We start from the raw sequence: 12,445 nt of genomic DNA on the forward strand, positions 1-12,445 counted from the left end.
AAGGAGGAGAACAGTGGTGGATGTCAAACGAGCACAGGATATTTATGCTTCTAAAGAGACGGTAAGTGTACATTTGGATGGAGAACCTGTATGGATTGAGCATGTGGATGCACAGAACGGAATGGCTACAGTTCAAGTGGGCTCTCGACCAACGAATACGCATACGGTAGGCGTTGAACGGTTAGAGGAGCAAGATCATTAACAAGGTTTGTTCAAAGAGCTGAGATAAGCTAAATTATACTTTTATAAAAGAGACTCTTTATGCTTATTTTTGCATAGAGGTCTCTTTTTCTATTGTTGGCATACTGGCATGGGAGATTGAATTGGGACAGTTGTTGCGATGGATGGAGCATACCGATATAATTAATAGTAATGGTTTTTGGCAGGTATATTTTAAAAGGTGGTAGTTGTAGTTGGACAATACAGACGAAACGGTGTTCACTTACCGTTCTTACAGCCTCCAGGATACGGAGTTGCTTGCAGCTGCTCTAGCTACTGCTTCAACGCCAGGGATGATTATCGGCTTGGACGGCGATCTGGGCGCAGGAAAAACAGCATTCTCGCAAGGGTACGCTCGGCATCTCGGCGTAAAGGGGATCGTAAACAGTCCTACTTTTACAATTATTAAAGAGTACGAGGGCCGTCTGCCCCTATATCATATGGATGTATATCGGATTTCGCTTCAGGAAGCGGACGAGCTTGGACTTGATGAGTATTTCTACGGGCAAGGGGTCTGCTTGGTGGAATGGAGCAGTATTATTACGGATTTAATGCCGCCGCGGCATATGCATATATACATGGAAACAGTGGGGCCAGATGAAAGAATGATTACGGTGACCGGAATCGGGGAGCCGTATGGTGAGCTTTGCCGGCAGCTGATCCAGAAGTGGGGTTAAGGAATATGACGAATCAGAATACAGAGCCGCGCAAGCGGCTTTTAGCGCTGGATACATCAACTGCAGTATTAGGCGTGGCAGTTACAGAGAATGGGGAACTACTGCATGAAATAAATGCTTCCGGAGAACGGAATCATTCGGTGCATTTACTCCCGATCATTGAGCAGGCGCTGCAAGCAACAGGAACTACTGCTGCAATGCTGGACGGGATTTCTGTTGGTGTGGGTCCCGGATCGTATACGGGGACGCGTATCGCAGTTACCGCTGCCAAAACGCTGGCATGGTCATGGGATGTCCCAGTGGTCGGTATTTCGAGTCTACATGCAGTAGCATGGGGCGGATATCAAACAGCCCTCAAGAATAACGTGATGACCAAAGCGTCTGAACAAACTACCGAGAATAACAGCTACGGGCCTGATTGGATCATTCCACTAATGGATGCGCGCCGAGGACAGGTGTATACAGGATTATTCGCAGCTGAGGGAAATAATGCTCCTAGCCGTCTTGAACCTGATGCCATCCGCCTGATGGCAGATTGGGTGGAGTACTTAGCTGAACGTTTAGGACAGGCTTCAGTCGAAGGCAATAAGCCCGCTGTTCTTTGGTTTGTTGGGGAGACTGCAGTTCATGGCAGTGAGGATTCGCTTCGTCCATTGAAGGATCTTGGTGTTCCTATTGCAGTTCCTTATGAAATGGAAGGCCGCTGGACAGGATTTCTTGGAGAAGCGCGGCTTCAGGTAGAGAAAGATGATATCCATAGCTTGATCCCTAACTATACTCAGATCTCAGAAGCGGAGGCCAATCTGCGGTTAAGCAGAGAAGGGGGCTTAAAGAAACCATGACGGAAGCGGAATCAATGATAGCTCAAGAGGCTGAACTTGTTTTTCGTTTGATGAAGCTTACGGATATTCCTGACATTCTTATCATTGAACGGGAAGCCTTCACGATGCCTTGGACAGAGGAAGCTTTTCGCAACGAGCTGACGCATAATCATTTTGCAAAATATATGGTTATGGAGCTGGCTGGTCATATTATCGGTTATGCCGGTATGTGGGCCATCGTGGATGAGGCGCATGTGACGAATATAGCCCTGCTTGAAGCCTATCGTGGACGTAAATGGGGCGAGCGTTTGCTCGAAGAGCTGATGAAGACGGCGTCTTATGTAGGTATGAAGTCTATTACACTTGAGGTACGGGTATCGAACGAGGTAGCACAGAATTTATATCGTAAAAAAGGCTTTCGATCTGCTGGCACACGCAAAGGATATTATTCCGATAATCGCGAAGATGCGCTCATTATGTGGGCGGATCTGCCAGAGTACGAGGAGCATGGGAATATGGAAGGAAGCGTGGACTTGAAATGAAGACAGAAACGGGCGCAGCTCAGCCTGTACTAATACTTGCTATTGAGACGAGTTGTGATGAAACGTCGGTCGCTGTAGTTAAAAATGGCTCTGAAGTGTTATCCAACATCATCTCGAGTCAGATTGAGACACATCGCGCCTTCGGCGGCGTAGTACCAGAAGTAGCTTCCCGTAAGCATGTGGAAGTAATTACACTGGTGATAGAAGAAGCACTCGCTACAGCAGGGGTTACACCAGATCAGTTGTCGGCGGTGGCGGTTACACAAGGCCCAGGTTTGGTGGGGGCTTTACTTGTCGGGGTAGTAGCTGCCAAGAGCCTTGCCCTCGCATGGGGTAAGCCGCTAATTGGCACACATCATATTGCAGGACATATTTATGCTAACCGTTTAGTGGCAGAGTTACAGTATCCATGCATGACACTAGTGGTGTCCGGCGGACATACTGAACTGGTTCATATGGAGCGGGAGGGTGAGTTTCGAATTATCGGACGCACCCGTGATGATGCCGTAGGCGAAGCATATGATAAAGTGGCACGAGCACTAGGATTCCCTTATCCCGGTGGACCTCATGTGGATCGTCTGGCCCGCGAGGCGACTGAGGTTGTACCGTTACCAAGGGTATGGCTGGAGCCGGGTTCTTATGATTTCAGCTTCAGTGGCTTAAAGTCGGCTGTGCTGAACGTTGTGAATCAGAGCAAGATGAAGGGTCTCACGCCAGATGTCGCAGGCATTGCCCGCGGGTTCCAAGAATCTGTGGTTGAAGTGCTGGTGGAAAAAGCGGTACGCGCTGTTAAAGCTACTAGCTCCAAGCAGTTATTGCTGTGTGGAGGTGTTGCTGCTAATGCTGGCCTGCGCACGGCTTTGATCTCACGCTGTGAAGCGGAGGGCATTGAGCTTATTATTCCACCTCCGGTATACTGCACGGATAATGCAGCTATGATTGGAGCTGCTGCATACGTGAAGTGGCAGCATGATGGCGGTACTCCGCTGGATATGGTTGCAGACCCTGGATTCTCATTGGAACAATGGTCTGTATCCGCCTATTGACATCATTTGGAGCTAACGAGTATAATCAGTTCAATTATACAAGGAAACGCGATGAGCGGAAGTAGTAAGGATACTCTGGGATAAGAGAGCTGCGGGTAGGTGCGACGCAGTCGAAGGGGACCTGAACTCGTCTGGGAGCGGAACGGTGGAAGCATTACCGGCAATTGTCGCCGGAACGTTCGTACACCGTCTACGGGTAACCTCCGTGAAAGGGTGGTCGAGTATCTAACATACTGGACCGTAAAGTGGATGTTCAATTGGAATCGGCAGTAACTTAACCGGTACAGAGCATCAACAAGAGTGGTACCGCGAAGGTTAACAGCCTGTCGTCTCTTGAATGAGATGGCAGGCTTTTTTGTATGGATTTTGAGTAGTGAGATTGTATATAATACACGCTAAGAACGGGAGTAGTAGGGAATGACGGTGAACAGAGAGCTGCGGGGTGGTGCGACGCAGTCACCGAAAGTCTTGAATCTCGCCCGGGAGCGGAGCGGCGGAAATAAGAGTACGCTGCTTACGGCTGTCCCCGTTATCGGACCTTTCCAGATATCCTGACTCCCTCAGGATGGACCGGGAAGAAGAGCTGGACGCAGCTTAATGGCTTGATTATATGAATAGCCTATGCGTCAAAAAGAGTGGTACCGCGGAGGGGTAACCCGCCGTCTCTTTATTAGAGACGGCGGGTTTTTGCGTACTTATTGAAGCGACTCGGGTTATGGAATCAGGCGCTATATAAGACGCCAAGAGTGAACCTTCTGCACATTCCAAATTGTGCAGAGGATTCATTCGTATCAGCTGCCGGCAGCAGTGGGTGGGGAATTTAGCAGGACCACAAGTCGACGTGTGGATCTGCGCTGAAGCATAGGTTAGGGTAAGGAATCCAATAAGAGGAAAACAGGAGGAATTCAGATGATTATTCCAGTAAAGAAACGTATACAAATTTTCGATACGACGCTGCGAGATGGTGAACAGGCTCCGGGTGCAAGTCTAACCCCAGAGCAAAAAATACTGCTGGCCTATAAGCTTGCGGATCTGGGTGTTGATGTGATGGAGCCTGGATTTCCGATATCGAGCCCTGGTGATTTTGCAGCAGTACAGACGATTTCTCGTAAGGTGCGAAATGTGGAAATTTGTGGTTTTGCACGGGCGGTTAAAGGGGATATTGACGCGGCAGTCCGGGCAACCCAAGATGCTGAACGCCGGCGGATTCACCTGTTCATCTCCTCTTCTGATATTCATTTGCAGCATCAATTGCGTATGAGCAGAGCTGAAGTCGTAGCCAAAGCCCGCGAGATGACGGCTTATGCGCGTCAATTCTCTGATGTCGTTGAATTCACGGCGATGGATGCTGCGCGAACAGGAATCGATGATCTGATTGAAATGATTGAAGCGGTTATTGAGGAAGGCGCTTCTATTATCAATCTGCCCGATACGGTCGGTTACGCATTGCCACATGAATATGGGGAAATGTTCCGACGTGTGCGGCTAGGAGCAAGAGGTGGAGAAACGGTAAGCTACAGTGCCCACTGTCACAATGATTTGGGGCTGGCTGTAGCCAACAGTCTGGCAGCAATTGATGGAGGTGCGACGCAGATCGAAGTCACTGTGAACGGAGTCGGCGAGCGTACCGGGAACTGCGCACTGGAAGAGCTTGTGATGGCGCTCGAAACCCGCGGGGATGCGATTGGAGCAGAAACAGGCATTGTGCTTGATAAGCTGTATGATACTTCGCGGCTGATCAGCGGAGCGATGCATTTTCCAATCGCCTATAACAAACCAGTCGTCGGAAGAAATGCCTTCCAGCATGAGTCAGGGATCCATCAGGATGGTTTGCTGAAGGATCGTAGCACCTATGAGATTATGGACCCAGAGCGGCTGGGTATCCCGCGTAGCATGATCATTCTGGGCAAGCATTCTGGCAGACATGCGCTGAAGGACCGGGCGGCGAAGTATGGTATTACGCTGGAGCCTGCGGAGCTGGATGCACTTTATGAATCGTTTAAAGAGACCGCTGACCGCCAAAAGGTAGTCAGTGATGACCAGTTGCTGCAAATGGTGAGCAGTACAACTGGACAGCAAGCTCAGGTCTATGAACTGGGTGAGGTTCAGGTATTGGCAGGCAGTGCCCAGCGCCGGGTGGCCGCGGTTACGGTTCGCCATTTGAAGTCTGGACAGGAAACTTCTCATACTAGTACTGGAGATGGTCCGCTTGAAGCCATTATCGCTGCTATTGGGCAAGGCATCTCAGAGGACATCGATTTTGCGGGACTTGAGCTGCATTCGCTTGGAAGTGGAGAGAACGCCCAGGCGGAAGCGGCTGTGATGGTAGAGTGGGAAGGTCTTAAATTTAGAGGCACAGCTACGCATCAAGATATTATCATGGCAGCAGGGATTGCCTATATTGCAGCCTGTAACGCTGCCCTGCTCTCTACACAAATCGTTTAATATACATCGTCCCGCTGTCTGATTTAGAGATAGCGGGTTCTTTTTTAGCTTTTGATGACAGGTTTTAGGTGGGGTTATGTCTTTTGTCAAGTTGTGGACAACGTTATCCACATATTCTCTACGAATTGTGTAAAAAGTGCGTAAAATCAGCAATGTCAGCTCTTTTTAAAATGGTCTTATAACCATTTTTGTTAGCAATGAAACCTTGTGAGAATTGTGGATAATGTGGATAATTCGGTGGATAATAATTCCTGCAATTCGAAAATACCGATTTAACGCATAAAAAAAGCCCCTAAGGGGCTTTTTTAGTAGGGAGTTATACACGAAACCTGTGCATAGAGCTGTGGATAACTCTTTATGAACAAAATAAGAAATATGAAAAAATATTTATGAAGCGGATTTTACATTATTCGTCAGCAAGGATTTCCCATTCGTTAAATAAATCGGTAAGCTGAGTTTTTTTGTTCTTCAGATCCTCTTCATGACCTTGAAGTGCTAAATAATCCTGATAAACTTCAGGTTTAGTCATTTCATTCTCTATAAAAGCGATCGACTCTTCTAGTGAGGCAATGCCTTCCTCTAGCTCAGCAATACGCCGCTTCCGGTTACGCTCTTCACGCTTGGCTTGCTTGTCCGCTTCGAAGGAGGAAACAGCGTTTTTTTCAGGCATTGCAGCGTCCTTGTTGACGCTTTTGGCGGCTAATTCAGCGGCATCTTTCGCAATTTCTTCTAATTCTCGTTTTTTCTCGATATAGTCATCGTAGTTGCCAAGGTATTGATCGATCCCCTCGGGATGAAGCTCAAGCACCCGTTCAGCCATTTTATTGAGGAAATAACGGTCATGAGAAATGAAGAGCAATGTGCCCTCGAAATCAATTAAAGCTGATTCTAAAACCTCACGACTGACTAAATCCAAATGGTTGGTTGGCTCATCTAGGATGAGCATATTTGCGCCGCGCAGCATGAGCTTTGATAATGCAACGCGTGCTTTTTCGCCGCCGCTCAGCGCGGATATCTTCTTCAGAACATCTTCACCGCTGAAGAGGAAGTTGCCAAGGATCGTACGGATTCTGGCTTCCTCAATCATTGGATATTCACTCCATAGCTCTTCCATTACTGTGTTCTTTGGATTGAGGCGGGTCTGTTCCTGATCATAATAAGCGACCTTTACCTTAGTCCCCCAATTCACAGTTCCAGTTGAAGGCTCGCGGGTTCCGGTCATACACTGCAGCAGTGTAGATTTGCCAATACCATTGGGACCGATGAGTGCAGCAGTTTCTCCCCGGCGCAGTTCGAAAGAAGCGTCCTTGAACAAAGGTGGACCATCATTAAAGGCAACCGCAACATTACGGACTTGCAGCACTTCTTTACCAGACATGAAGTCAGGCTCGAAGGAGAAGCTGGCTTTCTTCAGATCGCCCATCGGTCGATCAATACGGTCCATCTTCTCAAGCGCTTTGCGTCTGCTCTGCGCACGTTTCGTGGTAGATGCTCGCACAATATTTTTCTGAACGAAATCTTCCATTCTTGAGATTTCATCTTGCTGTTTCTCATACTGCTTCATCCGTGTTTCATATTCGGCAGCCTTCAAATCTACATATCGGCTGTAATTGCCTGTATAACGCCGAGATTGATGACGCTCGATCTCTACAATAGTAGTTACAAGCCGATCAAGGAAATAACGGTCATGAGATACGACCAGAATTCCGCCAGCATAACTGCGAAGATAATCCTCAAGCCATGTTAATGTTTCGATATCCAGATGGTTCGTCGGCTCATCCAGCATTAGAAGATCGGGAGCCTGAAGCAAAATGCGGGCTAATGCGAGTCTAGTCTTCTGGCCACCACTAAGTGTGGAGATAGGTGTATCCGGTGGGAACTCGCCGAAGCCCATGCCGTGCAGGACACTGCGGATTCGTGTATTCATTTCATAACCGCCGTGATCCTTGAACCAATCTGATCGGCGGGCATATCTTTCGAGCAGTTCTTCGTACCGTTTGGGGTCCTCTGCCAGCTTAGGATCGGCAATGCTTACTTCCATCTCTCTTAGCTCAGCCTCGGCTTCGATCAGCGGTGCGAAAACTGCCATCATTTCTTCATGAATGGTTTTGTCAGATTGAAGTCCGCTATTTTGGGCTAAATACCCGATAGTAGTTTCTTTTGATTTATGAATTTGACCGCTGTCATAGGACATTTCACCAGCCAGAATTTGCAGAAAAGTTGATTTGCCGGCACCATTAACACCCACGAGTCCGACACGTTCCTTTTCATTTACCTGAAGGCTTATGCCGTCTAGTACGTTCTGTATACCATATGATTTTGTAATTCCTGTCGCTTGAAGAAGCATAACGATGAAACCTCCACCCTTGCATATTTCGCCTTGGCATTTATACCTCAGCCGTATGAACAACTTATTCTATAGTTACTATATGATTAAAAAGCCTTATAAATCAAGGGCTTGTGGTTATCGGTTTTTTGATTGGGGACAGATTGGGGACATTTATTTGGTCTGAAAAATATCATCAAACATATCTGCTGCAGCGTGATCAGCCTTTTGGAATACATGACCATAGGTATTCATGGTGATCTTGATGTCGGAATGACCTAAACGTTCTGATATTACTTTAGCGTGCACACCTTTATTAATAAGCAGGGAAGCGCTTGTGTGTCTTAATTCGTGAAATTTAATTCTTCTCAATCCAGCCTTATTCCTGAAATTTATCCATCTTCCTGAAATGTAGACTGGGCCATATGGCGCCCCTGTAGATGTATTGAAGACAAACTGTCTATCACCATCTTTCCATCCTTTCCACAATGATCCCAATTTAGCTCTATCGATTGAGGATTGTTTGAAGACTTCCTTCAACAAGTCCACAACTAATTTAGGTATCGATATTTTCCTGTTTCCATCATCTGTTTTAGTATCGGTTATCTGAAGACCATTCTGTTTAGTATAAATCATCTGCTGTTCAACTTGAATAACACCAGTTTTCAGGTCGATATGTTTCCGTTCCAAACCGCTTATTTCACCCTCGCGAAGACCAGTTGTAGTTGCTAGAATAACAATGGTTTTGAAAACAAGAGGCTCTCTTTCTAGTGATTGGAATAGAGTTATAGCTTCCTCTTCATTGTAACAGTCGGCCTTTTTCTTTTTAAGCTTAGGATATTTCAATCCAGCCATAGGAGAAACCTTTATAACATTCCAAGTTACCGCTAAATCAAAAATTCCCTTTAAAAGCTTATGAAGTGATATTAAAGTTGATTGTGAATAGGCTTCCTTTTTCCCAGCTTTCCTTTTCTCTAAATCTTGAATATCGTTGAAATACTGGAGAACATGAAGCGTCTTGATATCACATAACTTCATGTGACCGATATATGGAAGGATGAGGGTCAGCAAGTAATCGTGCAGACTTTCTGTCTTTGGAGCAAACCTCCCTTTTGAATATTTGTTTTTCCACTCCACAACAAAAGCAGATAGAACCATTTTTTCTGGTGTGATATAGGCCCCAGACTCAACCTCAGTCTTAAACTGATACCATTCTGCCTCAAGCCATTCTTTTTGTTTCTTCGGAGTAAGTCCTTCTGGCAATTTAACAGTCTTACGCTCTCTACCGCGTTCCTGGTTAATTCCGGCTTGAGTCTCTACGGTAAGTCGATACGAGTTTTTGCCACGGTGTTCGTATGACGGCATGGATTCAACCTCCTAACTAAATCTTTGCATTAAAAGTCGATCCTTTTCCATGAGCATTTCAATATCTCGCATTTGTAATACAAACTTTCTTTTAGATAGACCGTGCTTAAATAAGAGTTGGTGGAGCTGCAGCGTGACTTTACCATCAAAACAAATAACATCTCCTTGGCTAACTGTGACTCCACCAAAACCCTCTAATTCGTCCTGCTCGATCTCTGGCAATCTCTCACTTATTGGCAATTCAATTTCGCGATAATCAATAAGAGTCTTTTCATCAACAGAAACGATCATTTGTGTAGGACCATCGTATGAACCAGAATCATCATAATAGACAAAAAAACGAATGCCTTTTTCTTCTGCCATATTGTCACTCACCTCCCTTCTAGCATTTTCAGATAAAGATCTTGTAAACTCCCATTCATATTCTCTTCTCAGGATTTGGTCGTATCTTTTTTTAGCGAGCGAACGTTCAACAGAGAATACATATGAAAGTTGATCAATAGCTTGATTCAAATTTCCTGATAAGGTAATTTTATCTATCATAAAAAATGGCATTAGGGCATATAAGGCAAATTGATCAGAATCTTCTTCTTGGTATCTAACGAAATCTTCCGGTAGTGTTACTTGATTTCCGGCATGTCTGAGGATATGACAGAGTTCATGTAGAAAATAATAACGCTGCTGAGAACGCGAAAGACGATCATCTAGAGCCATATAACGATTGCCCGTTTCGGTTTCGTGTCCTCTACTTTTTATAGGAGCAGACAAAATAGGGATGCTCAGTTTTGTGGATAGATTTTCTATAGTTATATCCTCTGGATCGTTGATGTCATTATCTATGTATAGTTCTTCCACAAACTCTTCCATATGTGTTTTTTTGTAATGTTTAAACATGATATTCCTCCTGAATAAGAATGTATGTTCGTATATATGGATGTGACGAACCGGCCATGGGTAGATACCTAATGGCTGGCCCGTCCTAATTTATTGTTCTTTGGATTTCTTCTTGTCTTCCTCTTGTTTGATGAAGCGCCAGAATACAAGCAGCTCCTTTTTTCGTTCTTCTGGAGCTTCTAGATAATCTTTAAAGAACAAGCCGTGTTCAGGGTTGTTGATAAAAGATTCAAACTCCGCGATTTCGGCCGCCTCCGGTCCATCCTTGCTAATTCCATCTTCTTCATTTACCAAATTTTCAAGTTCTTCTACTGTGATACCAAGGCCTTTTGTTACTTTCAATACATTATCTATGGCTGCTCCGCCAACTCCGCGGGTAAGCATAGTCTGAAGAGTGGTAGGGGGAAGGCCGATTCGTTCAGCGAAGGCGCGTTTACTATAGCCCTTTTCTTCGATTAATCGAGATAAAATTTTGGCTCTCTCCACTTTTTCCCAAACCTCCATTTATATTTGTACGATATTGCGTATATAAGTACATATTACACTATGAATATGGCAAAGTAAATATGATTTGAACGATATTAAGTTTATTTTTGGAATTACATGCTTGACCTTGAACGTGATTACGTATATCATTCAAATCAAGACGAACGTAATTACGTTCAAAAAAAGGGGTGTGAAGATGCTTTATACGAACCTCAGTGTAGAAATGGAAAAGAGAGGAGTTACGATTTCAACTATATCCCGAGCGTTAAACATGAGGAGAAGTACAGTCAGCGACAAGCTTCACGGAAACTTCAGAATTTATTATGACGAAGCAAAAAAAATCAAAAATGAATTTTTCTCTGATTGTGATATGGAATATCTTTTCTCAACAGAAGAAGTGATTGAACACGATACAGGAAAGGAGAACTCATTTTGAATAATCAACAGAATCAAGCATTAGACGAAATTCGCCAGCAAGTCTCTGATATCGTTGCCGTCACCGTTGATCAGAAGCGCTTAACTGTTCCAGAAGCTGCTCGTTACCTCGGGATGTCTGAGGATACTATTCGGACACTTGCACGCGAAAAAAAGATTCCGCATTATCGAAGCGGCAAGGAAGGCTCCAAGAACGCACGCATTCTATTTCGTTTCCAAACGCTGGATAAGTGGATTGAACAGCAGGAGAGGGCGAACTGCAAGGGCTGGGAATAAAGAGGAATGGAGGTGTATTGTGAAACGACAAAACACGAGAGAAGCTTTAAAAGCTGTTTTGAGAAATTGTCTGGATCGTGGTTGTACATATACACAACTACAAAGCTTCATAGATCGAGCCCGACTATACAATATTGATCGTTCTGATATGTTAGCACTCATAGATGACTTAGAAGTAAGGTATATAACCTCTTTAGAAGGAGTGATAGAGCATGAATAACACCATTCAGATTCGTGTACAGCAGCAAACAAAAGGATTAGAGATTAGAGAGTTTGATGGGCAGCGCGTAGTAACATTCAAAGACATTGACGATTTACATCGGCGTCCAGAAGGAACTGCTAGCCGTAACTTTAGAGAAAATCGAGAGCGTTTCTTATCTGGTACTGACTTTCACGACATCACACCAGAAAAATTTCAATCCGACGAAATTCGTCGCTTTGGAATATCGAGCCCAAGAGGCGGAACGCTCATAACGGAATCTGGTTACCTCATGTTAGTTAAATCATTTACAGATGAATTGGCTTGGAAAGTACAACGACAGCTGGTAAATAGTTACTTTCGTGGACATGCTTCACAAAATAATACACTCAAATCTTTATTACAAGCGACTCGAAATATACTTGCTGGACAAGAGATAATGTCCGAACGTTTGGAAGATGTAGAGAACAGACTTGAGTCTCAAATTACATTGGATAGTGGACAGCAACGTAGGCTGCAGGGTGCGATCAATAAAAAGGTTTGCGGTTATGAACCGAACAAGTTATCACGACCTGGATTGTTCCGACAACTCCACAAGGAAATAAAAGATCGTTGGAATGTTCCGAGTTATAAAGATGTACTCAGACATGATCTGCAGGATGTTCTGAATTACGTTGCGGCTTGGGTTCCGATCCATCGAGAAGAATAGGAGGT

Annotated in this window: 12 protein-coding genes, 1 pseudogene and 1 other annotated feature; of the genes and pseudogenes, 9 read left to right on the forward strand and 4 right to left on the reverse strand. The window is 45.0% G+C overall.

Annotated features, from left to right (window positions below; all coding sequences use genetic code 11):
* The first annotated feature begins 16 nt into the window (after positions 1-16).
* From NSS87_RS04990 to NSS87_RS05015, 6 genes are all read left to right on the forward strand, one after another.
* A complete protein-coding gene (locus tag NSS87_RS04990) occupies positions 17-202 on the forward strand; it encodes an H-type small acid-soluble spore protein (RefSeq protein ID WP_042193364.1) in 186 nt (61 codons plus the stop codon).
* Positions 203-473: 271 nt separating this feature from the next.
* Positions 474-896 (forward strand): tRNA (adenosine(37)-N6)-threonylcarbamoyltransferase complex ATPase subunit type 1 TsaE, encoded by a 423-nt coding sequence (gene tsaE / locus NSS87_RS04995; protein ID WP_231573469.1) that lies wholly within the window; start codon positions 474-476, stop codon positions 894-896.
* A 5-nt stretch (positions 897-901) separates the two neighbouring features.
* Positions 902-1,738, forward strand: a complete 837-nt coding sequence (gene tsaB, locus NSS87_RS05000; RefSeq protein ID WP_339245204.1) for a tRNA (adenosine(37)-N6)-threonylcarbamoyltransferase complex dimerization subunit type 1 TsaB — start codon at positions 902-904, stop codon at positions 1,736-1,738.
* Positions 1,735-2,259: a ribosomal protein S18-alanine N-acetyltransferase gene (gene rimI, locus NSS87_RS05005; RefSeq protein WP_042185263.1), complete on the forward strand. Its 525-nt coding sequence runs from the start codon at positions 1,735-1,737 to the stop codon at positions 2,257-2,259. The genes tsaB and rimI overlap by 4 nt, the downstream gene beginning before the upstream one ends.
* Positions 2,256-3,305 (forward strand): tRNA (adenosine(37)-N6)-threonylcarbamoyltransferase complex transferase subunit TsaD, encoded by a 1,050-nt coding sequence (gene tsaD, locus NSS87_RS05010; protein ID WP_339245206.1) that lies wholly within the window; start codon positions 2,256-2,258, stop codon positions 3,303-3,305. Before rimI ends, tsaD begins: the two co-directional genes overlap by 4 nt.
* A 388-nt stretch (positions 3,306-3,693) precedes the next feature.
* Positions 3,694-3,975: a binding site (T-box leader), on the forward strand.
* Between the two features lie 239 nt (positions 3,976-4,214).
* Positions 4,215-5,750 carry a 2-isopropylmalate synthase gene (locus NSS87_RS05015; protein ID WP_042185267.1) on the forward strand — a complete coding sequence of 512 codons (1,536 nt, stop codon included), beginning with the start codon at positions 4,215-4,217 and terminating at the stop codon, positions 5,748-5,750.
* 406 nt (positions 5,751-6,156) lie between these two features.
* On the opposite strand, the gene NSS87_RS05020 is transcribed toward NSS87_RS05015, so the two are convergent.
* The 4 genes and pseudogenes from NSS87_RS05020 to NSS87_RS05035 form a co-directional block, all read right to left on the reverse strand.
* Positions 6,157-8,097, reverse strand: a complete 1,941-nt coding sequence (locus NSS87_RS05020) for an ABC-F family ATP-binding cassette domain-containing protein (protein ID WP_339245208.1) — start codon at positions 8,095-8,097, stop codon at positions 6,157-6,159.
* A 153-nt stretch (positions 8,098-8,250) separates the two neighbouring features.
* Positions 8,251-9,441 (reverse strand): site-specific integrase, encoded by a 1,191-nt coding sequence (locus NSS87_RS05025; protein WP_339189727.1) that lies wholly within the window; start codon positions 9,439-9,441, stop codon positions 8,251-8,253.
* 12 nt (positions 9,442-9,453) lie between these two features.
* A complete protein-coding gene (locus NSS87_RS05030; protein WP_339245210.1) occupies positions 9,454-10,335 on the reverse strand; it encodes an ImmA/IrrE family metallo-endopeptidase in 882 nt (293 codons plus the stop codon).
* Positions 10,336-10,632: 297 nt separating this feature from the next.
* Positions 10,633-10,821: pseudogene (locus tag NSS87_RS05035) on the reverse strand (helix-turn-helix transcriptional regulator); the annotation flags it as partial.
* A gap of 196 nt (positions 10,822-11,017) precedes the next feature.
* Here NSS87_RS05035 and NSS87_RS05040 point away from each other — a divergent pair.
* The 3 genes from NSS87_RS05040 to NSS87_RS05050 all read left to right on the forward strand — a co-directional run bounded on the left by NSS87_RS05040 (position 11,018) and on the right by NSS87_RS05050 (position 12,440).
* Positions 11,018-11,257, forward strand: coding sequence for an XRE family transcriptional regulator (locus NSS87_RS05040; RefSeq protein ID WP_339189731.1), 240 nt, complete (start codon positions 11,018-11,020; stop codon positions 11,255-11,257).
* Positions 11,254-11,532, forward strand: coding sequence for a helix-turn-helix domain-containing protein (locus NSS87_RS05045; RefSeq protein ID WP_339189733.1), 279 nt, complete (start codon positions 11,254-11,256; stop codon positions 11,530-11,532). Before NSS87_RS05040 ends, NSS87_RS05045 begins: the two co-directional genes overlap by 4 nt.
* Before the next feature lie 212 nt (positions 11,533-11,744).
* Entirely contained in the window at positions 11,745-12,440 is a 696-nt protein-coding gene (locus NSS87_RS05050) for an ORF6N domain-containing protein (protein WP_339245212.1), read from the forward strand.
* Positions 12,441-12,445 lie beyond the last annotated feature (5 nt).

The organism is Paenibacillus sp. FSL F4-0243, assembly GCF_037963295.1.
GTDB lineage: Bacteria > Bacillota > Bacilli > Paenibacillales > Paenibacillaceae > Paenibacillus_AQ.